This is a genomic window from Tumebacillus permanentifrigoris (genome assembly GCF_003148565.1).
Taxonomy (GTDB): Bacteria; Bacillota; Bacilli; order Tumebacillales; family Tumebacillaceae; genus Tumebacillus; species Tumebacillus permanentifrigoris.
The window spans coordinates 16,992-36,819 of record NZ_QGGL01000018.1; the positions used below are offsets into that span (position 1 = coordinate 16,992).

Sequence of the window (19,828 nt, forward strand, 5' to 3'; positions counted from 1 at the left end):
AGCACAAAATCAGTATAGCATAAATCCGAACGATGAAAAGGTCTATTCATCCATTGTTCGTGTTTTATCAAGTTCTAGTTGCTCTCGTTGCACATAGATATAGTAGTAGCATTCATCTGCAGAGGAGGTTCTCCCATTGCCTAGACGTGTCTTGCACTTCCAAAAGCACCACGAGGCGGCCGCGTTGTGGAATCGACTGCCGACCGAGTTTGGGCTGGAGGAGTACCGACTGGTTTCGATTGATCGCACGCATACGGCGACCCTTCCACAGGAGGATGCGGAGACGGTGATGCACATCCTCGACGAGTTGCAGTGGTCGAATTCGATCCTGATCGCACACGGGACTGATTGCCGACTGGCCTGTGACTTGGCTGCGCTCGCCCCCGCGCACATCTCCGCTCTTTTTCTGGTCGACGCTCCTGACGACGTACAACCGATCGACAACCTGACGACGACCTGTTTGCAGGTCACCACGTCCGCTGGAGAGCGTCCAGACCCCTTTGTGCTGGAGGATATCGCCTTGCTGCCAGAGGTCTTCCATGCGTTCTGCACCCTGAAACTATCCGATTGGTAAATCGCCTGCGCGAAACGCGGTTAAAATTCGATGTCACTCTGCCAACAATCAAGATTTTCCTGTATACTAAAAGAAACATGAAACGGGAGGGATAGCGCGCATGCCACACGTGCAATCACTGCAGATCAACTATCAGACCTTAGAAGAATTCAAGAAATTCCGTGAAAACGGTCTTGAAGAGCTCTCGATGTCAGAAGACCTGCGCTCGAACCTCGTTGAGGACAACAGCGTATCCCCGTTTTTCGGCATCTACGAGGACGGGAAGTTGGTCGCCCGCATCTCCTTGTACAAAATCGATGCGAAGTACAACCAGTACACCGAAACCGAGACCGACTACCACGAGCTGATGAAGCTTGAAGTCCTGCCCGGTTACAAAGGCAAGGGCTACGGTACCGCACTCGTCGAGTACGCCCAATCGCTCGGCCTGCCCGTCAAGACCAACGTGCGCCTCGGGGCACAAGAGTTTTTCCTGAAACTCGGTTTCCAACCCGTCAAGTACGACCCGGTCCGCGACCGCGGGGAGAACCCGTATGTGTGGTTGCCAGAGCAGCAGAGATAGTAAGTGGACGACCGGGTGCAAGAATCTTTGACACCCGGTCGTTTTTTGTATAGAATTGTAAACTACCTACCCCGTAAGGAGATGATTCTCATATGTTGAGTTCAGATAAAATCGACCGCATCAACGTCCTCGCTCGCAAGAAAAAAGACGGCACGATGACCCCCGAGGAAGCCTCCGAACAAGTTGCCCTGCGCGCGGAGTACATGGAAGCCTTCCGCAAGGAATTCCGCTCGCAACTCGACTCGATCAAGTTCGTCGAGGACGAGGAAGGTTACCAGCACTAAGGCAGACACTGCGCTGCGCCAAAAGCCGCCATCCCGTGTGTTCACGGGATGGCGGCTTTTTTCATTCAAAGGCGTTCCAAGTTGCCGTTCTCATCCATCTTGAACGTCTGCGTCGGGCGCTCCTCTCGCGACGGTTCTGGCTGCAACATTTGTTTGCGCGCCCGTTCCATGATCTGCACCAACGCCAAGTAATCGCCCCGGATCACCGAGAGCTCGCTTTCGAGGCGCAGATTCTCCGCTTGGAGGTTGCGATTCTCGCGCTGGAGTCGCTCGACGTGCTTCGCCTGTTTGCGCAGCGTTGCCTCCTCATCCCGACGCGACTTCAGAAACGTCAACACCCGACCCCACGTCAGGTCGGTAGGGTCTTCCTGTGTGTCACCAAGCGCTCCGAACTCCACGCTGAACTCTCGCTGTGGTTGTTCCTCACGCTTGGCTCGGCGCTCCGCTTTGGCGATCTCCAGTTGGGCGATGTAGTCCTTGCGCAGCACCGCGTTCCAGCGAAACCCACAGGCCGCACGTGTACGGCCCAATTTCGTACCCGCTTCTTCGAACGCCGCCAACTGCGTGCTCGATGTGCGGATGTGTCGCAAAATGACTTCGACCAGCACGTGGTCGTCCTCTAGAGTCCACGCATCCTGCCGCACCGTCTTCATGCGGTCGTCCCTCCCTTTCTGCATGGCTGTGCAAAAAGACCACCTGGCTCGTCGCGAGGTGGTCTAGGGCATTACCCAAGTTGGCGGACGAGACGGCGCAGAATCTGCCAAAGATGCTTGCGGCTCGAATAGCCCGAGCGCAACTCTTTGACGCCTGTGTAGAGGCCGGCCGCGACGGTCACGAGACGGACAACGCGGTACACTTTCGTCAGCATGGCCAGATCACACTCCTCAGTAGTCAAGGTTTGTCGGTCTAGTGTGTCCTGGCGCGCTCGTCACTATGTGGTGATCTAGGTTAGGAGTCTCTTGAGAAAATCAGGGATTCGGTCTTCTCAATCGCCTCTTCGACCAGTGCGTCGATGTCGAGTTTCTCCTCGGCCTTGATCGCTTCGTACAATTTTGGTTTGGTCTTGGGATTTTTCGGCAGGAAGACCGTGCAGCAGTCTTCATACGGCAGGATCGACGTCTCGTAGGTGCCGATGTCGTTGGCGATGCGCATGATGTCGACCTTGTCCATCGAGACCAGCGGACGCAGGATCGGCATGTTCGTCACGTTGTTGATCGTGTACATGCTCTCCAACGTCTGAGATGCCACCTGTCCAAGCGACTCCCCCGTGACCAGTGCCAAGCATTTGCGCTTGTAGGCCAGACGGTCGGCGATGCGCATCATGAAGCGGCGCATGATCGTGATGCTGTACTCCTCTGGGCAGTGCATGCGGATCTGGCGCTGGATCTCCGTGAAGTGCACATTGTGTAGGCGGATGCGTCCCCCGTGCTGGGCGAGGATCTTCGCGAGGTCGTTGACCTTCTCCTGCGCGCGTTCACTGGTGAACGGGAAGCTGTGGAAATGAATCGCTTCGACCATCGCACCACGGCGCATCGCGAGGTAGCCTGCGACCGGCGAATCGATGCCACCGGAGAGCAACAACAACACGCGACCTGAGGTTCCAACCGGCAATCCACCCGGACCGGGGATGACGTCACAGGTGAGGTAGGCTTTCGTCTCGCGCACTTCGACGATCAATTTGAGCGCTGGGTTGTGTACATCGACTTTCAACGCGCCAGGGATGTTGCCCAGCACATGACGGCCGACTTCTTGGGTGATCTCTGGCGAACCGAGCGGGAACAGTTTGTTCGCCCGACGCGCTTCCACTTTGAACGTGATCGGCGTCGTGCGAGATTCCAACGCATCGCGCACCACAGTCAGCGCCATCTCCTTGATCTGCTCCATGTCGAGTTCGACCTCCGCCACAGGAGACAGCGAAGAGATGCCAAATACCTTTTTCAAGCGCGTCACCGTCTCGTCGAGATCGGCTCCGTTCAATTTCACTTCGATGCGGCCGCCTTCGCGGACGACTTTGACGCCAAGCTCTTTGGTCACTCCGCGCATGTTTTCGATCAACATCTTCTCAAAATGCGAGCGGTTCTTGCCTTTGATTGCGATCTCCCCAGCCAAGCGGGCAATCAGCGTACTATACATAATGTCATTACCTCCGAGACAGCAATCTGAGATCGGCGACGGTGGACGCGAGCGTCTGCACAGCCGACCGTATCTCCGCTTCTGTAGTTGCCGCTGACAGTGAGAAGCGAATCGCTCCTTCAAGCTCCGGTTCAGACAAACCCGTCACCTGTAGCACGCGGCTGTAGATCTTGTCTTTGGACGAGCAAGCAGAGCCCGTCGATACATAAATTCCTTCCGTTTCCAACGCATGCACGAGCACTTCGCCGCGCACGCCGGGGAAGGAAGCGTTCACGATATGTGGAGCTGCCAGACCGGTTGCAGTCGGGGTGTTGATGTGTACGCGCTCGATCTGCGCCAACTCGCGAATCAACAGATCGCGCAAGCCTGCCATACGCTCCGTGGCTTCCTTCATCTCGCGCAGGGTCCGTTCCACCGCCACTCCGAATCCCACGATGCCCGGTACATTCTCTGTGCCCGAGCGGAAGTTGCGCTCCTGCCCGCCGCCATAGAATAGCGGTGTGAGATGCACGCCATCGCGGATGTAGAGGGCACCGACCCCCTTGGGGCCGTGAATTTTGTGCGAGGAGATCGAGAGCAGGTCGAGGCCCGCTTCCTTGATCTTCAGCGGGAACTTGCCAAACGCTTGAACCGCGTCGACGTGAAACAGCGTCTTGCGCTTGTCCTTCAAAAAAGCGCCGATCTTCTGAATCGGCTGGATCGCGCCCGTCTCGTTGTTCACGTACATGATGCTGACGAGAATCGTATCATCACGCCACGCTCGCTTGACGTCTTCGAGCTCGACGACGCCGTCCTGTTTGACGGGCAGAAACGTCACATCATAGCCACGCTTTTGCAATTCCTCTGCAGCCTCAAACACACAGGCGTGCTCGATCTGTGTGGTGATGATATGCTTCCCGCGCGACTTGTACTTTTCCGCCGCGCCGAACAGCGCGAGGTTGTTCGCCTCTGTGCCACCCGATGTGAAAAGCAGTTCGGACTTTTTCACACCGAGCGCCTTGGCGATGCGGTCGCGCGCTTTGTCGACCTCTTTTTCAGCGGTCAGTCCTTTTCTATGTAAGGAAGAAGGGTTGCCGTAGTGGGTCTGCAACATCTCGACCATCGCGTCCACCGCTTCCGGGTAGGGCTTCGTGGTGGCGCTGTTGTCCAAGTAGATGTCGGGTTTCATCGTTCATCCCCCCGTATACCCAAATATACTCTCCCAATCGCACGAACCTCATTATTATAGCGAAAAAGTGCCGGATGCGCACCCGCGCCCGGCACTTTTTTTAGAAATAGAAAAAGGCTGATGTCATCTCCATGACACCAGCCTTTTTAAACGACAAGGAAACGTTATACGGTGACTTTTTCCTTGAGTTTCTTGCCGACCAACACAGCGAGGTCTACGCAACGCATGGAGTAGCCCCACTCGTTGTCATACCAAGCAAAGACCTTCACGGTGCGATCTGCCACGACCATCGTGGACAGACCGTCGATGATCGAGGAATTCGGGTCACCCACATAGTCGATCGAGACGAGCGGCTCATCGTTGTACGCGAGGATGCCTTTGAGTTCGCCATCTGCTGCTTCCTTCAGCGCCGCATTGACTTCATCTGCGCTGACATTTCGTTCCAGCGTTGCCACGAGGTCGACGATCGAGACGTTCGGGGTCGGGACGCGCAGGGCCACACCGTTGAACTTGCCTTTGAGTTCCGGCAACACCAGCGCAACCGCCTTCGCCGCACCTGTGGTGGACGGGAGGATCGACAGCGAGCAAGCGCGCGCACGGCGCAGGTCTTTGTGCGGGTTGTCGAGGTTGTTTTGGTCGTTGGTATAGGAATGGACGGTTGTCACCATGCCGGAAACGATGCCGAACTTCTCATGCAGGACTTTCGCAACGGGCGCGAGGCAGTTGGTGGTGCAAGAGGCGTTCGAGATGACATCATGGATTTCTTCGTTGTAGAGGTGATGGTTGACACCCATGACGATCGTGATATCCTCATCCTTGCCCGGTGCGGTGATGATAACTTTTTTGGCACCCGCTTGGATGTGTTGGCCTGCGGTTTCCTTGGATCGGAACTTGCCGGTCGCTTCGATGACGATGTCAACGCCGAGTTCCTTCCACGGCAGGTTTAACGGGTTGCGGTCGCCGACGATCTTGGTTTCGCGACCGTTGACGAGAATCGAGGTCTCGGTCGTTTGCACGTCCGCTTGAAACTTGCCTTGGACAGAATCATATTTCAACAGATGTGCGAGCGCTTTCACATCGTGGGTTGCGTTAATTGCTACGACTTCGATTTCCGGGTTGACAGCTGCGGCGCGGAATACCATGCGCCCGATTCGCCCAAAACCGTTGATCGCAATTTTGATTGCCATATTCTAAAGTTCCCCCTAAGCCAGTCAAGTTTTACAGCCTTATTGTACACAAGGATCGAGATATAGTCCATACTAATTTTCCCTCTATACAGAAAAAGTATGTCACAATTGACTGAGTTGTGACGAGGTCCCCATTAATCAGGCTTTTGTGGTATAATAACCAATACTTTCTCTCTGGAAAGGCGGCACCCGACCATGATTCGTATTGTAACGGACAGCACTTGTGACTTGCCCCAGTCGTTGATTGAAGAACATGCGTTGACTGTGATTCACCTCAATGTCGTCATCGACGGTCAGACATATGCAGACGGAATTGATTTAAGCCATGCCGATTTTTACACCAAAATGGCGCAATCCAAACAACTGCCGACCACCTCGCAACCGAGCCCGGCGACATTTCGAGATATGTTCCAAGAAATTCTGGACGCAGGTGACGACGTGTACTATGTCGCGATCGCTTCGACCCTCTCCGGGACGTTGCAATCCGCGCGCATCGCACGCGATCTGCTTGACACCCCGGAGCGTGTGACGATCTTCGACTCGCTGTCGACGACCTATGCGCTGGGGATGCTCGTGATCGTCGCATCGAAACTGGCGGCGCAGGGCGCCACGGCAGATGAGATCACGGCCGAACTGACCAGCATGCGCAAGCGCCAGCGGCTGGTCTTCTCCGTCGACACGCTGGAGAACCTGCGCAAGGGCGGGCGGATCAACAACCTCTCGTTCCTGTTCGGCTCACTGTTGAACATCAAGCCGATCTTGCAACTCGATCTCGAAGGCGTTGTGCAAGCCTACGACCGTGTGCGTGGCAAGAAAAATGCGATTCTCGCGGTCAAGCGCTTCCTCACCGAGTTCCCGGTTGACGAAACGTACCCGGTGGCGATCGGACACACCGTCGACCCCTCGACCGTGCCCGTCTGGAAGCAGTTGCTGCAGGAGTTAGGGATTACGAACATCCTCGACTTCGAACTCTCCGGTGTCATCGGCACACACGTAGGCCAAGGCACGAACGGGATCATCTACTTTAGCAAGGCATAACACAGAAAAAAGGCCACGACACTCCTAGGTGTCGTGGCCTTTTTTGTATACGAGATTATCCGACGCGTCCGTTTTGCCAGAACCAGATGCCAAGTCCGAGGAACAAGACGCAGAGGATGAAGAGGACGATGGAAAGTCGTCTGAGAAACATCTGCGGGGGTCACTCCTTTTTGTGCCTTACTCCGTTTTATTATACAGATTGGGCGAACTCTGCACCAGCACTTTGAAGTGCTCACCGAGACCTCCAGGCAGGATCAACGACTTGATCGCACGGTTGCGTTTCATGTCCGGGTCGCGGAAGGGGTCAGCGCTCCAAGCGTTGGTCAGGCGGTTCAGGATGCCGGATTGCAACAGATACTGCGCTTGTGAGCCGAAAAAGTCGGTGTGCCAGCCCCCCGACTCCCCGACATCGCGCAGAGCTGAAAAGTTTACATCTGCGGTGAGGTCTTGCTGCCCGATGTGTTGATAGGGATCGTCGGTCAGCGTATGGCGATAGAAACCGCGCAACGTACCGCTGCGGCGTGAGAGATGGTGCAACATGTCCGCTTCATAGCCGTAATCGATGGTCAGGATCTGACCGGATGAGAGCAGTTGCAAGGAACGCTCGTACCAGGCCAGACCTGCCAAATTCACCTCGATCGTCTGCCCGACGATCATACCTGGTGCATACGTTTGAACGTAGGTCTCCAGCGCTGGATCGCTCAATGGGCCATACTGCTCTTGCAAGTCCGCTGTGACATAGATCTCCCGCAAGCCATCTGTCGTGCGCGTGACCCGATGCACGGGATACGCGTCGACCAGCTCATTGGTGACGATGACTCCGTGCACGCCACGGAGTCTCGCGTCTCCTGCTCCGGTGGAACTCGTCAACCGGGGTGTGCCCAAGTTCGCCTCCGCCTGTAGCTCCTGCTCTGTCACCCAGCGCACTTTCTCCACATGCTCTCCAACCAGTTCGCGCTGTATCTGGCGCAGGGCCGGCGAAATCTCGACGATGGAGTAGGTCAACTGTTCATAAAACGCTCGGTGCTCGCTTGCCCACCTCGACAGCATGTCCCGCGCGAGACGTCCCTCGCCCCCACCGAACTCGATGACCACACGGGCACTTCCACCCTTGCCTGCGATCTCATCCGCCAGCACCTCCGCGAACACGGGGTTGATGCTCGGCGCGGTATAGAAGTCGCCTTCCTTGCCGATTTTGCGACGATCGGAGGTGTAATACCCCCACTCCGGGTGGTACAACGCCCATTCCATGTAGCGGGCAAATGTCACCGGACCCCGCACCCGAATCTGCTCCACAATCCAGTCTCTCAATTCGTTCACGCGCAATCTTCCTCTCAACGAAAAAAGGCGTCAGGGGATCACTCCCCCTCCGCCTCCTTGTCATATGTTACTTCACATCTGCAACGTTCTCGATGACTTTGTCGATCAAGCCGTACTTTTTCGCGTCTTCCGCTTCCATGAAGTTGTCACGGTCGGTGTCGCGCTCGATGACTTCGATCGGTTGACCGGTGCGTTCCGCGAGGATCTTGTTGAGGTTATCGCGCATCTTGATGATGCGGCGTGCTTGGATCTCGATGTCAGACGCTTGGCCGCGTGCGCCGCCGAGCGGTTGGTGAATCATCACTTCTGCATTCGGAAGCGCATAGCGCTTGCCCGGTGCACCCGACGTCAGCAAGAACGCGCCCATCGAGGCCGCCATGCCGATGCAGATCGTGGAGACGTCCGGCTTGATCCATTGCATGGTGTCATAGATTGCCATCCCTGCTGTGATCGAGCCACCTGGCGAGTTGATGTAGAGATGGATGTCCTTCTCCGGGTCCTCTGCCGCGAGGAACAGGAGCTGCGCCACGATCGAGTTCGCGACCATATCATCGATCTCGCTGCCGAGGAAGATGATGCGATCCTTCAACAGACGGGAGTAAATATCATACGAACGCTCACCACGAGATGTTTGTTCTACGACCATCGGTACTAGATTCATGAAGACTACCTCCCTTTTCCAAATCGGTATTGAAATTTCGTACTTTCAGTATACTCAGCGCTCACGAAAAGGTCAAAGTCAGTCAAAGTCAAAAAAGGTCAACTGTGACGCTTCCTACACTTTTTCAAGAAATTACCCTGACCTTTCTTGACCAATCTCGTCCTCCTGCGCTGTCATACCACCGAGAATACTTCTATCCTATGTAGGTACCCTTTTACTTTACTCCAAACAAAAGCCCCTTGTCGAGGCAACAAGTGGCTTTTGACACGTCTATCACTATGTCCGATTTCTCGCTACTTAAAACGCACGCCGAACTTCCCGCGGTTCGTGCGGTACAGTTCCACTTCCTGCGGCGGTGTCTTGCCGTAGATCCGCTTGTCACCCTCCACCCACATCACCGCACAGTACGCTTCAAACTTGCTGTCGTACAACCCTGCCCAATAGACCCAAGACGGCATTGACAAGAATCTCACCTCATCCCTTCACAGAAGTCTTGTGAGTATTGTCTCCGACTGCCGAATCCCTACTCCTAACAGAAAAAACCTGTCCGGCCCGTGGGCCTAACAGGTTTTTTTTTGCCAAAAAGGTCTACACCCAAACGCGGCCGCTGCCGAGGTTGAGGACGTTCTCGTCGCCGAGTACGAATTTCATGATCGTGGTCGTTTCCCAGTTGCGGGTCGCGTAGGAAGCCAGCAGCGGCTCCAAGACTTGAACCAAGTAGCCAGCGTCGAGCAGGTTGTACATGGTTGCCATGACCGCCATGTCGGAGTCGATCCCGCCGAGGTGTACCAGCTCGATTTTGTTGTCTGCGAGCAGTTGCTTGACTTCGTCGGTGAACGCGGAGTAGCCGCGCTTCTCCACTACTTTGGCATTCGGGGACTTGAGCAACAGGGTGTTTTCGTTTTCGTTCTCCACGTGCTTCCAGTGCGTGAGGATGACGAGGTCATAGTCCTTCGCGGAGTTGTCCAGATACTTCTGGCACAACGGATATATGTAATCCATGTTGCCAAGGAAGTCAGACTGTATATCGGTAATGATCAAGGCCTTTTTCATTGTCGGATCTCACCTTTCCAACGTAACGTATAAGTTCACTGTTTATCCTAACAGAGTCACAACGTGTTGTAAATTACAGAACTTCTACTAAGTATGACGGAACTTTGACGTTATTTGCTCAGTTCCAAGATCTTCAGCAATTCACCGCGCACCATGCCCGCCATCGTCAGGCGTCCCAGCGCTTGTCCATGATGGCCGGTAATCTCAATCACGCCTTCGATCTCCTCCAGCGCTTCGCCAAAACCGCGTGCAGTCAGGTCGGTACGCATGTCCTCGATCTGCTTGTGGTTCTTGTTCATGCCCGCTTTGGCTTGGGCGATGTATTCATCCAACGTCTCGATCAATTTCTCCATGCGTTGCGCGTTGTTATCTGCCATTGAGAAACCCTCCTGCTAAGTATCGTGTCCCGGTTGATCCTGCACTATTATAGCACAAGTTACTTCTCTCGTCCGTCACGCATCAGATCTCGCAGCTTCTCAATCTCTTCGCCAAGCAGTTCGTAGATCAGCTCCAAACGCTCGCGGGTGGTGCGTTTTTGCAACAGCGCCTGCTTGAGTTCTGGCTGCACATGCAACACCGACGGGATCAGGAACGACAGCACCATCGCGTCGTCTGGCAGCTCCAACTTGCCGAGGTCACGGTTCATCACACACTCCAACAGTTGCCAGTATTTCAAAAACTCGCGCATCACTTCGTCGCGCACCTCGAGCAACCCAGTTGGGGAGGCGGCCTCATCGGAGTAGGTCTCCACCCGCGCAGTCAGGACATCCTCATCATAGGCGCTCTCCAAAACCCGAAACCGATTGCCGCCGTATGTGTTGATGAACATCCGACCGTCGTCGAATTCGATCACGTTGGTAATCTTCGCAATTGTCCCGACCTCGTAGTTGCGCGGGTGCTCCCCTTCGAGTTCCAGTTGCCCATTGGCAACTTGCACGATGCCAAACGGAACGTGATGTTCAAGGCACATCTTGATCATCGTGCGGTATCGCGGCTCGAAGATGTGCAACGGTAATATGCAATGTGGATATAATACAGTCTGCAACGGAAACAACTGCAAGGAATACGTCGCCATGCGCCCTTCCCCCTCCTCTCCCTATGCCGTGCCTTTCCTCTCATTGTATCATGGTGTATCATGAAGGTGGAGGATGATAACCGATGTTGATTAACATGTACGATCAAACCGAAGATACTCAAACCCGCTTCGTCGGGTTTGTCGGCGACCACCGTTGGGACCTGGCGATCACCAAAACCCAGCACTTCTACGGCAAGTCGCTTGTAGTCTGCCTGCAGACGAACAGAGTAGGCATCCTCGGGAACGACGATCTCGAAGATGACAAGCTCTACCTGCTCGGCCGCACGTTCGGTCTCGAGGATGAAGACCAGACGATCGAACTGCGCAACTTCCTGTACACCAACCTGTAAACCCGCGTGTACACAAAAAAGCATGTCAGCGCCCCCAGTCGGGAGCATGACATGCTTTTTTGTTACGCCTGCAAGAATTGACCGTAGCGCTCCATGATGAACTCGACGACCGTCTGGTACTCCTCTTGGTCGGTGATGTTCTCCAAATCGTAGGTCCCGGTGCCCGTCGAGTTGGCGCGGAAAAACACCATCTCCCCGCTCTCCGGGTGCTCGCGGTCGTAGTACAGCGCGTAGGTCTTGCGCTCACAGGTGAAATACGCGCCGAGTACGTACTTGCCCTCGCGCTCCTCCTCCTGCACTTGAACAAAGAAAATCGAGCCCGTCAGCTCGTGCAACTGCTCCGTGAACAATTCCCCCGGGTAGTCCAATATGTACGTACCGTCCGCTTCTTGCTCCGCGATCAGAAACAGTTCCTTTTTGTTATCGCGTTCGAAGTCGATCAACAGCAGGTGTACGTGCTCGTTGAAAAACGCATACTCCTTGCCTTTGCCAAACCGAAACTTCTGCTGGGACAATGAAGTCACCCTCCTGCTATACAGAAACAGCAGGACGGATCGCCCTGCTGTGGTCTGTTTGTATGGGATTAGTTTTCCCAGGACTCGTGTTGCTTGGCAACAGCCTTTTCCGTGTTCTCCTTGGTGATAGAAGCACACATGAACAGGAGGCCAAACATACCGGCGATCGTAGCGAGCATTCCGATCATGAGAATCCACGCCCCCTTCCTACACATACTAGTTCCCACTAAGCATAAATATCATGAGCCCTCCAAGTCAAGTGAATATCTTTTGAACTTCCCTGTAGAAACTAGGGAAGAATCATGAAGAGGAGGAATCCCCATGCACCCGCAACAACATTTGCAACGCTACCAGCAAAAAGCAGGTGAAGTCGAACAGGCGACGCGCAGCCTCATCAACTCCGCGATGTTTTACCTCGATGACCCCAGCCTCCCCGACTCGCTCGGCAACGCGCGCCGCTGTCTGGAGACGGCGAAGTACGTGCTAGAAGGACTCTACATCCCATCGACGCCAGCGGAGAGCGCGAGTCCCTTGGCCCATGCGGACGATCGGCACTGGCCGGCGGGCGTGGTCGAGTCGTGGGGCTTTTTGAACAACACCGATACGGAACCGGGAGAGTATCCCTACTACCCGATCTAGAAAATTCGCGTTATAATGAGGAGGTATAGACGGAAGGGGGAAGTTCGATGTCGATCCAAAACCGTTACTTTTTCTACACGATCGTCTTCGCACTTGTCGTCGCCAGCGTGATCACGAAGTCGTACCTCCTGTTCGGGTTGTCGCTCGTGGCAGGCATCGCGATCGGGTTCATCACCGAGCTCTACGACAACAAGCGCGATGAGAAGTTCAAGCACTACAACGCGAAGCACCAATACAAGCACTAATCTGTGAACAATGGAATCCACACCTCGACGGTGTGGATTTTGTGTTATACTGGACTGGAAACTTTTGATGAGGAGGGTCACAGATGACCACACTCGACCGCAATGAGATCTGGGCACAGGCGTTTGAATTGGGACACCTGATTCTGGAATCGCCTGAAGTCCTCCACTATAAAGCTGCCGAGCGCGCCATGCAGGAGAACACGGAGATCGCCGCCAAGACGGTGAAGTTCCGCGAGATGCAATGGCAGTACGACAAACTCGCTGAGCACGGCACGGGTGCGCACCTCGATGGGTTGCGTCAGGACATCGAGGCGCTGGCGAAGGACTTGGATCAGTATCCGGAAGTGCAAGCCTACAAAGTCGCGATGAAACAGGTTGACGAGCTGTTGAAGTCTGTCACCGATTTGATCGCGTCGACGATTACGGAAAAAGCGGCGGAGTAATTCCCGCCGTTTTTTGTTGAGTTTCCGAGAACTTCCTGCATTTGACGCGCCCAAACGTGCCATGCTATGATTGACGGAGATTTCAACCAGAACTAGGAAGCGAGGGATATTTCCCATGTCTGACAACAACAATGTACATATCCACGACGAGAACTGCGACCACGATCACGAAGAGGAAGTCGTAACTCTTACCGATGCAGAAGGCAAGGAACGCGAGTTCATCATCGTTGAAGAGATGAATGTTTCCAACGAGCGTTACGCAATCATGGTACCTGCTGACGGCGAAGACGAAGACGGCGTGATCATGAAGATCGGCGAAGATGAAAACGGCGAATACCTCGTCGACATCGAAGACGATGAAGAATGGCAAAAAGTCGTTGCCGCTTACGAAAAGCTCGCAGACGCGCAGGAGTAATTGTTTCGCTCTCGTAAAACGCTAAGCCACGGGTTCGCATGCGAACTCGTGGCTTTTTGAATGAAAAGCACTCGGTATGGAGGTACTCGTTATGCATTATGACGTAGTTGTAATTGGCGGTGGCACGTCGGGACTGATGGCGGCGATCTCAGCAGGGATGCTCGGGGCGAACGTGTTGCTGCTGGAAAAGGGCGACAAACTGGGCCGCAAGCTGTTGATCTCCGGCGGTGGTCGCTGCAACGTGACCAACGCCAAGGAGATCGACGAATTGATCAAGCACATCCCCGGCAACGGCCGCTTCATGCACGGCCCGTTCTCCGTGTTCAACAACCGCGACATCATCGACTTTTTTGAAGATCTCGGCATCAAACTCAAGGAGGAAGACCGCGGCCGCATGTTCCCCGTCACCGACAAGGCCAAATCGGTCCTCGACGCCCTCCTGCGCAAGATCGCGGCACATGACATCGAACTGCGCACGCAGTCCCCTGTCGACCATGTGCGCTATGTGAACGGGCGTGTCGCGGGTGTGAAGTTGAAGTCAGGACAAGTGATCGATGCCGGCGCGGTGGTCATCGCCGTCGGCGGCAAATCGGTGCCCAAGACCGGCTCCACAGGCGATGGCTATGCATGGGCGCAAGCAGCCGGACACACGATCACCGACCTGTACCCGACCGAGGTGCCGATCACCTCGAACGAACCGTTCATCCGCGACCGTTCCTTGCAAGGGTTGTCACTGCGCAACATCGTACTCTCCGTCTGGAACGCCAAGGGCAAGAAAGTCATCGAGCACGAAGGCGACATGATCTTCACGCACTTCGGTCTCTCCGGTCCCGCCGTGCTCCGCTGCTCGCAGTTCGTCGTGAAGGAGCAGAAAAAAACTGGAGCGAAGGATGTGCTGATGCAACTCGATTTCTTCCCGGACAAGACGCGGGACGACGTGCAGGACGAGATCTGGAAACTCGCTGCGAACGAACCGAAAAAGGCCTTTAAAAACGTGATCAAAGGCTATATCCCGGAACGGTTGCTCCCACTCTTCCTCGAACGCTCCGAACTGCGGGAGGACGTCACCTACGCCAACCTGCCCAAGAAAAACATCACCCAGCTCGCCGATCTGCTGAAGGCGTTCCCAATCCGCGCGACGGGCACGCTCTCGATCGAGGAAGCGTTCATCACCGGCGGCGGCGTCCACCTGAAGGAGATCACCCCGGCCACGATGGAATCGAAGTTGATGCCCGGTCTGTACTTCGCAGGCGAGGTGCTCGATCTGCATGGGTATACCGGTGGTTTCAACATCACCGTCGCTTTTTCCACGGGATTTGTGGCGGGCAAGAACGCAGCCGAACAAACCGTTCAGGTATGAGAATGCAAAAAGGCAAGTCTCAGATGAGACTTGCCTTTTTCATATGGCGGAGGGGGAGGGATTCGAACCCTCGATACTGTTACCAGTATACTCCCTTAGCAGGGGAGCGCCTTCGGCCAGCTCGGCCACCACTCCATGAAGATACAAAAGATAAAACTGGTGCCGCTTACCGGAATCGAACCGATGACCTATTCATTACGAGTGAATCGCTCTACCAACTGAGCTAAAGCGGCATGGTGGAGAGAGAAGGATTCGAACCTTCGAAGCTTACGCAACGGATTTACAGTCCGCCCCATTTGGCCACTTTGGTACCTCTCCATAGATATGAAATTGTGGTAGCGGCGGAGGGATTCGAACCCCCGACCCTCCGGGTATGAACCGAATGCTCTAGCCAGCTGAGCTACACCGCCACGATGTGTTTTCTTGAAGAGTAGTGCGTGTCGCTGACGACAGAACCTATATTATCATCCCCCCGCGATCTTTGCAACCCTATTTTCGGACAAATTCCCGCAAAAAAAGAACCAGACGTGAACAGTCTGGTTCTTGCTTGTGTTTTTTCACGATTTCGCTTCGACAAGTCGCTTGTACAACTTTTCATTGGTGCTGCACTCCAGATCGTCGTTGAGCTGCTCCAGTTGCACCGACAGATCGCGACGGCGCAACGCCAACTCGACCAAGTGATCGGCGAGGAACGGGTTTTTCGCCAAAAGCGGCCCGTGCAGATAGGTGCCAAAAACGGACCCTTGGCGAACGCCTTCGAACTTGTCCTCCCCACTGTTGCCATAGCCTTTGACGACGCGCATCATCGGCTGGACGTCAGGGCCGAGGAACGTCTTGCCAGAGTGGTTCTCGTAGCCGATCAGGTTGTGCTTGATCCCATCGATCTCCATCTCACCCACAACGTTGCCGACCATCCGCATTTTCGCGCCGACCGTATGGATGTCGAGGATACCAAGCCCTGGGATGCGTTGCCCCGTGCTGGTTTCAAAGGAGTGTCCGAGCAATTGGTAGCCACCGCAGATCGCGAGGATCACCGTCCCGCCGTCAGCCGCTTCCCGGATGTTGGCGCTGCGCTTTTGCAGGTCTTTGGCCACGATGCCTTGCTCACGGTCCATGCCGCCGCCCATGACGAGGATGTCGTAGTCCGCGAGGCGAGGTTCGTGCCCGACGCTAATCTGGTCGACCGTCACATCGAGACCGCGCCACTGGGCGCGTTTTTGCAGGATGATCACGTTGCCCCGATCGCTGTAGAGGTCAAGCAGATCCGGATACAGATGCCCGATTTTGAGCTGCAACTTCGCTACCCCCTTGTTCCAACAGATGATCGCGCACCGCGTAGAGCGAGGTGTACGTCGAGAGGATGTAGAGCATGTGACCCGGCGGCAGTTGGCGCAGCGCGGTGTCCACACAAGCAACATCGCCTTCGACCAACTCCGTGATCTGATCGAGGTCAGCGTACTTCAAACGGATCGCAAAGTCCTCTGCCCGCGTGCCGCAGCAGTAGATGCGACGCAGGTCTGCGACCTGTTGCAGACGCTCGATGTTGGTGTCCCAAATCCACGAGACGTCAGTGCCGTCCGCATAGCGGTCGTTGAGGATGATCACCAATTCGACTGGATTGCGCTCATGCTCGACAACTTTGAGCACTTCGTTGAAGCCGGTCGGGTTCTTGACCAAGGTCAACATCAGTTCACGCCCCGCGCCAGAGTACAGGCGCTCCATGCGTCCGAGCTGGGTCTTCATATAGCTCATCTCACTCACCAGCACTTCATCCTGCACGCCAAAAACGGTCGAGGCGGTGATGGCAGCGAGTGCGTTGTAGACGTTGTAGACAGCCGGCGAGTTGATGAAGCCGGTCACTTTGCCAACTTCGAAGGCGATGCCCTCCTCGTGCAGGCGCACATGCTCCGCCGCGAGCGTTGGTTCTGGGCGAGCGAAGTCGCAGGACGGGCAACGATAGAACCCGAGCTGGCCATAGTGGTAGAGCGTGTAGTGCAGGTTGCCCCCACACTTGCGACAGAATTTGCCGTCGCGCACTTCGGCGTGGTCCTCCGAATCGAACTGGCTGGATTCGATGCCAAAGTAGACGATGTTTTTGTCATCCGGGGCGATCGAGGTGACGAGCGGATCGTCCGCATTGAGGATGACGGTGGTCGAGGACGGCGTTTTTTGCAACGCGCTTCCCACCATCTCGACGACGGTGTCGAGTTCGCCGTACCGGTCCATCTGGTCGCGGAAAAAGTTCGTGACCAGCACGGCCTTCGGTCGCAGCGGGACGATGACGTTGCCGATCGTCGCTTCATCGACTTCCAAGACGGCCGCCTGTTGATGCGCATGACGTGGCACCACACCTTCGATCAGGGTGGTGGCGATCCCCGCGATCAAGTTGGCTCCAAGCGAGTTCGAGATCACTTCGCGCCCATCGGAGCGCAGGAAGTTGACGAGCAGGTTGCTCGTCGTGGTCTTGCCATTGGTTCCTGTGACGAAGACGATGCGTTCGCCGAGCAGGTTTCCATAGTTGGCGAGCAGATCCGGGCAGATCCGCAACGCGATATTCCCTGGCAGCGTCGTGCCTTTGCGCCCAGTCAATGTCAGTATGCGCTTGATTGATTTCGCAGCCAAGACGGCTGCGCGAAACCGCCAACTAGACAAAAGCGATTCCTCCTAGCATTCATTTCTAGTGATTACTTCACCCCATGATACACCTAGTTCCCCGAAAAAAAAAGAAGCGAGGGGACTAGGTCGTCGCCCCTCGCAAACTTTTTTTGTATTCACGCAAGATTCCGAGCACTTCATGGAACCACGGTCCTCCATACGCCACGAGCACGCCTGCGACGGCAAAATCGATGCTGCTGGCAAGCCATGGCTGCAGATTGGACCACAGCGGCTCCAAGCGCAACATCGACAGCGGGTGGATGTTGCCAAGCGCGGCGAGCAACGCTCCGTTCAGCCCACACAGCAGGTGGATGTTCGCGTGCATCTTGCCGAGCTTTTTCGTATGCAGAGCCTCTTCCAACTCTTCAATTTCCTTTTTATGTTCGAGTTTGAAGAGGTTGAATCGGCGGCGCATCTGGGTCGTCATCGTCTCCGCAGAAGCGGATAGTGCGGACATAATTCCTAAAAACATCAGCAGATCGTCCATGTCACCCATCCCCCTTCGACCTTATGGATAGGGTTTATGACGTCAGGCTTGCCCGATATGACAAAAAAGACTTCGCCCGCAATCGCGAGCGAAGTCTTTGCTAAGGTGTCGTGACCGGAGCAGGGGTCGGTACGCCACCGCCCGTGCCAGGGGTTGGCGTCGTGCCCGTGCCCGGCGTGGTGCCTCCACCAGAACCACCACCGCCAGTCGTGCCTCCTGTGCCGCCACCGGTCGTGCCGCCTGTGCCACCACCGGTCGTTCCGCCTGTGCCACCACCGGTCGTTCCGCCTGTGCCACCACCGGTCGTTCCGCCCGTGCCGCCACCGGTCGTTCCGCCAGTTCCTCCACCGGTCGTTCCGCCTGTGCCACCGCCAGTCGTGCCGCCGGTACCGCCTGTGCCACCACCCGTTGTACCTCCGGTGCCACCGGTACCGCCTGGTTTGGTACCACCAGTACCGGGAGTCGTCGTGCCACCCGGATCTGTACCCGTCCCCGGCGTGGTTCCACCTGTGCCCGGTGTCGTGCCACCCGTCCCCTGCTTCGTCGGATCGACGGGAGGTTTCGGTTCCGGCTTGTCCGGCTCCACGCGCGGGTTGGCGGGGACGACCGGATTCGGGTCGTAGTATTCCTGAGGTTGGGTCTTGGTATTTTTGGTCAGCTTCGTCGTGTCGAGGCTGAGGAATTCGTAGACTTTCTTTTGCGTTTCATAGACGTCTGGCAAGATGACCATCTGACCGCCGCCTGCATAGCCGTCCTTCGACGTCTCACGTGGTGGGACTTGCATCTGCTGAATATCGTTGCGATCCACGCTCAGCATCAGTTGGCCCAGCTTGAGCATATCGGACGACGTCATGTTGGTTTCGATATAAGGTTCCACTTCAGACAAGACTTTCGGCAGTTTGATGATCCCCGTAGCCGAGGTCATCTGATCGGCAACCGCCTGCAGGAATTTCCGTTGGCGCATCGTGCGGTTGTAGTCGCCGAGTTCGTCATAGCGGAAACGCACATACTGCAGCGCATGTGTGCCATCAACATGCTGGAAGCCTTTTTTTAAATGGATGTCGTATACGCCATCATCCGCGTAGTTCAGGTCTTTCTCAACATCGATGTCGACACCGCCTAAGGCATCGACAATTTTAATGAAACCTTGGAAGTCGGTCTTCACATAATAATGGATCGGAATCTGCAGGAAGTCACGCAAGGTCTTCAACTGCAGATCAGGGCCACCTAGCGCATTGGCGGCGTTGATCTTCTCAAAGTCATAGCCTGGGATGTTGTACCACGTGTCGCGCATGACCGACATGACCTTGGCTTTCTTGGTCTTGGGGTCTACGTTGATCACGAGGATCGAATCTGCGCGCGGGTGTGGGTCGTTGTTGCGGTTGTCGACGCCCAGCAACACGATGTTGACTGGCTCTGTGCCCGACCACACTTCCGCTTGAACAGGCGCTTGTGAGAAGTCTTTGGGCTTTTGAATGTTGTTCACGAAATTTCCAATCGCGTATGCATAGATCCCGATCACGACCAGCAGAACGGCCAGCAGGCCGATCATCACCCATTTAAATTTCTTGGTTTTCCAGAACCGCGGCTTCTGCCCTCCCGATCCCGGAGGACCCGCCGGCGGACGTTTGACACGGTTGTGACGATCCTTGCGGCTTTCCATTCTA

Annotated in this window: 26 protein-coding genes and 4 tRNA genes; 10 read left to right on the forward strand and 20 right to left on the reverse strand. The window is 55.5% G+C overall.

Going from position 1 to position 19,828, the window contains the following annotated elements:
• Positions 1 to 136: 136 nt before the first annotated feature.
• The 3 genes from C7459_RS18080 (at position 137) to C7459_RS18090 (ending at position 1,417) form a co-directional block, all read left to right on the forward strand.
• Positions 137 to 574, forward strand: coding sequence for an alpha/beta fold hydrolase (locus tag C7459_RS18080; protein ID WP_146201042.1), 438 nt, complete (start codon positions 137 to 139; stop codon positions 572 to 574).
• A 100-nt stretch (positions 575 to 674) separates the two neighbouring features.
• A complete protein-coding gene (locus C7459_RS18085; protein ID WP_109690700.1) occupies positions 675 to 1,133 on the forward strand; it encodes an N-acetyltransferase in 459 nt (152 codons plus the stop codon).
• Positions 1,134 to 1,225: 92 nt separating this feature from the next.
• Complete coding sequence (locus tag C7459_RS18090; protein ID WP_109690701.1) at positions 1,226 to 1,417, forward strand: DUF896 domain-containing protein; 192 nt, start codon at positions 1,226 to 1,228, stop codon at positions 1,415 to 1,417.
• A gap of 65 nt (positions 1,418 to 1,482) precedes the next feature.
• Here C7459_RS18090 and C7459_RS18095 read toward each other — a convergent pair whose 3' ends face one another.
• The 5 genes from C7459_RS18095 to C7459_RS18110 form a co-directional block, all read right to left on the reverse strand.
• Entirely contained in the window at positions 1,483 to 2,070 is a 588-nt protein-coding gene (locus C7459_RS18095; protein WP_109690702.1) for an RsfA family transcriptional regulator, read from the reverse strand.
• A 71-nt stretch (positions 2,071 to 2,141) separates the two neighbouring features.
• Complete coding sequence (locus C7459_RS23465) at positions 2,142 to 2,285, reverse strand: hypothetical protein (protein WP_170119541.1); 144 nt, start codon at positions 2,283 to 2,285, stop codon at positions 2,142 to 2,144.
• A gap of 80 nt (positions 2,286 to 2,365) precedes the next feature.
• Complete coding sequence (gene thiI, locus C7459_RS18100) at positions 2,366 to 3,553, reverse strand: tRNA uracil 4-sulfurtransferase ThiI (protein WP_109690781.1); 1,188 nt, start codon at positions 3,551 to 3,553, stop codon at positions 2,366 to 2,368.
• 4 nt (positions 3,554 to 3,557) lie between these two features.
• On the reverse strand, positions 3,558 to 4,718 hold the full coding sequence (locus C7459_RS18105) for a cysteine desulfurase family protein (protein ID WP_109690703.1): 1,161 nt from the start codon (positions 4,716 to 4,718) through the stop codon (positions 3,558 to 3,560).
• Between the two features lie 164 nt (positions 4,719 to 4,882).
• Positions 4,883 to 5,905 carry a glyceraldehyde-3-phosphate dehydrogenase gene (locus C7459_RS18110; RefSeq protein WP_109690704.1) on the reverse strand — a complete coding sequence of 341 codons (1,023 nt, stop codon included), beginning with the start codon at positions 5,903 to 5,905 and terminating at the stop codon, positions 4,883 to 4,885.
• A 195-nt stretch (positions 5,906 to 6,100) separates the two neighbouring features.
• Between C7459_RS18110 and C7459_RS18115 the strand changes: the two genes are divergently transcribed.
• Positions 6,101 to 6,943, forward strand: coding sequence for a DegV family protein (locus C7459_RS18115; RefSeq protein WP_109690705.1), 843 nt, complete (start codon positions 6,101 to 6,103; stop codon positions 6,941 to 6,943).
• A 177-nt stretch (positions 6,944 to 7,120) separates the two neighbouring features.
• On the opposite strand, the gene C7459_RS18120 is transcribed toward C7459_RS18115, so the two are convergent.
• The 6 genes from C7459_RS18120 to C7459_RS18140 form a co-directional block, all read right to left on the reverse strand.
• Complete coding sequence (locus C7459_RS18120) at positions 7,121 to 8,263, reverse strand: class I SAM-dependent methyltransferase (protein WP_109690706.1); 1,143 nt, start codon at positions 8,261 to 8,263, stop codon at positions 7,121 to 7,123.
• A gap of 67 nt (positions 8,264 to 8,330) precedes the next feature.
• A complete protein-coding gene (gene clpP, locus C7459_RS18125; protein ID WP_109690707.1) occupies positions 8,331 to 8,924 on the reverse strand; it encodes an ATP-dependent Clp endopeptidase proteolytic subunit ClpP in 594 nt (197 codons plus the stop codon).
• A gap of 293 nt (positions 8,925 to 9,217) precedes the next feature.
• Positions 9,218 to 9,388 carry a hypothetical protein gene (locus tag C7459_RS23470; RefSeq protein WP_170119538.1) on the reverse strand — a complete coding sequence of 57 codons (171 nt, stop codon included), beginning with the start codon at positions 9,386 to 9,388 and terminating at the stop codon, positions 9,218 to 9,220.
• A 124-nt stretch (positions 9,389 to 9,512) separates the two neighbouring features.
• Positions 9,513 to 9,977, reverse strand: coding sequence for an isochorismatase family protein (locus C7459_RS18130; RefSeq protein WP_109690708.1), 465 nt, complete (start codon positions 9,975 to 9,977; stop codon positions 9,513 to 9,515).
• 110 nt (positions 9,978 to 10,087) lie between these two features.
• Positions 10,088 to 10,354 carry a hypothetical protein gene (locus tag C7459_RS18135; protein WP_109690709.1) on the reverse strand — a complete coding sequence of 89 codons (267 nt, stop codon included), beginning with the start codon at positions 10,352 to 10,354 and terminating at the stop codon, positions 10,088 to 10,090.
• A 59-nt stretch (positions 10,355 to 10,413) separates the two neighbouring features.
• Positions 10,414 to 11,052, reverse strand: a complete 639-nt coding sequence (locus C7459_RS18140) for an LON peptidase substrate-binding domain-containing protein (protein ID WP_109690710.1) — start codon at positions 11,050 to 11,052, stop codon at positions 10,414 to 10,416.
• A gap of 83 nt (positions 11,053 to 11,135) precedes the next feature.
• Here C7459_RS18140 and C7459_RS18145 point away from each other — a divergent pair, with 83 nt between their 5' ends.
• A complete protein-coding gene (locus tag C7459_RS18145; protein WP_109690711.1) occupies positions 11,136 to 11,402 on the forward strand; it encodes a DUF3055 domain-containing protein in 267 nt (88 codons plus the stop codon).
• A 62-nt stretch (positions 11,403 to 11,464) separates the two neighbouring features.
• On the opposite strand, the gene C7459_RS18150 is transcribed toward C7459_RS18145, so the two are convergent.
• Positions 11,465 to 11,917: a DUF1292 domain-containing protein gene (locus tag C7459_RS18150; protein WP_170119542.1), complete on the reverse strand. Its 453-nt coding sequence runs from the start codon at positions 11,915 to 11,917 to the stop codon at positions 11,465 to 11,467.
• Positions 11,918 to 12,238: 321 nt separating this feature from the next.
• Between C7459_RS18150 and C7459_RS18155 the strand changes: the two genes are divergently transcribed.
• The 5 genes from C7459_RS18155 (at position 12,239) to C7459_RS18175 (ending at position 15,019) form a co-directional block, all read left to right on the forward strand.
• Positions 12,239 to 12,556: a hypothetical protein gene (locus C7459_RS18155; RefSeq protein ID WP_109690713.1), complete on the forward strand. Its 318-nt coding sequence runs from the start codon at positions 12,239 to 12,241 to the stop codon at positions 12,554 to 12,556.
• Between the two features lie 47 nt (positions 12,557 to 12,603).
• On the forward strand, positions 12,604 to 12,801 hold the full coding sequence (locus C7459_RS18160; RefSeq protein WP_109690714.1) for a hypothetical protein: 198 nt from the start codon (positions 12,604 to 12,606) through the stop codon (positions 12,799 to 12,801).
• 83 nt (positions 12,802 to 12,884) lie between these two features.
• Positions 12,885 to 13,244, forward strand: a complete 360-nt coding sequence (locus C7459_RS18165) for a YlbF/YmcA family competence regulator (protein ID WP_109690715.1) — start codon at positions 12,885 to 12,887, stop codon at positions 13,242 to 13,244.
• Positions 13,245 to 13,359: 115 nt separating this feature from the next.
• Positions 13,360 to 13,659 (forward strand): DUF1292 domain-containing protein, encoded by a 300-nt coding sequence (locus C7459_RS18170; protein ID WP_109690716.1) that lies wholly within the window; start codon positions 13,360 to 13,362, stop codon positions 13,657 to 13,659.
• A gap of 91 nt (positions 13,660 to 13,750) precedes the next feature.
• Positions 13,751 to 15,019 (forward strand): BaiN/RdsA family NAD(P)/FAD-dependent oxidoreductase, encoded by a 1,269-nt coding sequence (locus C7459_RS18175; protein ID WP_109690717.1) that lies wholly within the window; start codon positions 13,751 to 13,753, stop codon positions 15,017 to 15,019.
• 44 nt (positions 15,020 to 15,063) lie between these two features.
• Here the strand turns inward: C7459_RS18175 and C7459_RS18180 are convergent.
• The 8 genes from C7459_RS18180 to C7459_RS18215 form a co-directional block, all read right to left on the reverse strand.
• A tRNA-Ser gene (locus tag C7459_RS18180) sits at positions 15,064 to 15,154 on the reverse strand.
• A 22-nt stretch (positions 15,155 to 15,176) separates the two neighbouring features.
• A tRNA-Thr gene (locus C7459_RS18185) sits at positions 15,177 to 15,252 on the reverse strand.
• Between the two features lies 1 nt (position 15,253).
• Positions 15,254 to 15,337 (reverse strand) — tRNA-Tyr (locus C7459_RS18190).
• A 15-nt stretch (positions 15,338 to 15,352) separates the two neighbouring features.
• Positions 15,353 to 15,429 (reverse strand) — tRNA-Met (locus C7459_RS18195).
• A 147-nt stretch (positions 15,430 to 15,576) separates the two neighbouring features.
• Positions 15,577 to 16,314, reverse strand: coding sequence for a type 1 glutamine amidotransferase (locus C7459_RS18200; protein ID WP_109690718.1), 738 nt, complete (start codon positions 16,312 to 16,314; stop codon positions 15,577 to 15,579).
• Entirely contained in the window at positions 16,274 to 17,671 is a 1,398-nt protein-coding gene (locus tag C7459_RS18205) for a MurT ligase domain-containing protein (RefSeq protein ID WP_109690719.1), read from the reverse strand. Before C7459_RS18205 ends, C7459_RS18200 begins: the two co-directional genes overlap by 41 nt.
• Positions 17,672 to 17,756: 85 nt before the next feature.
• Positions 17,757 to 18,161: a hypothetical protein gene (locus C7459_RS18210; RefSeq protein WP_109690720.1), complete on the reverse strand. Its 405-nt coding sequence runs from the start codon at positions 18,159 to 18,161 to the stop codon at positions 17,757 to 17,759.
• A 100-nt stretch (positions 18,162 to 18,261) separates the two neighbouring features.
• Positions 18,262 to 19,824, reverse strand: a complete 1,563-nt coding sequence (locus tag C7459_RS18215) for an LCP family protein (RefSeq protein ID WP_109690721.1) — start codon at positions 19,822 to 19,824, stop codon at positions 18,262 to 18,264.
• Between the last annotated feature and the right edge of the window lie 4 nt (positions 19,825 to 19,828).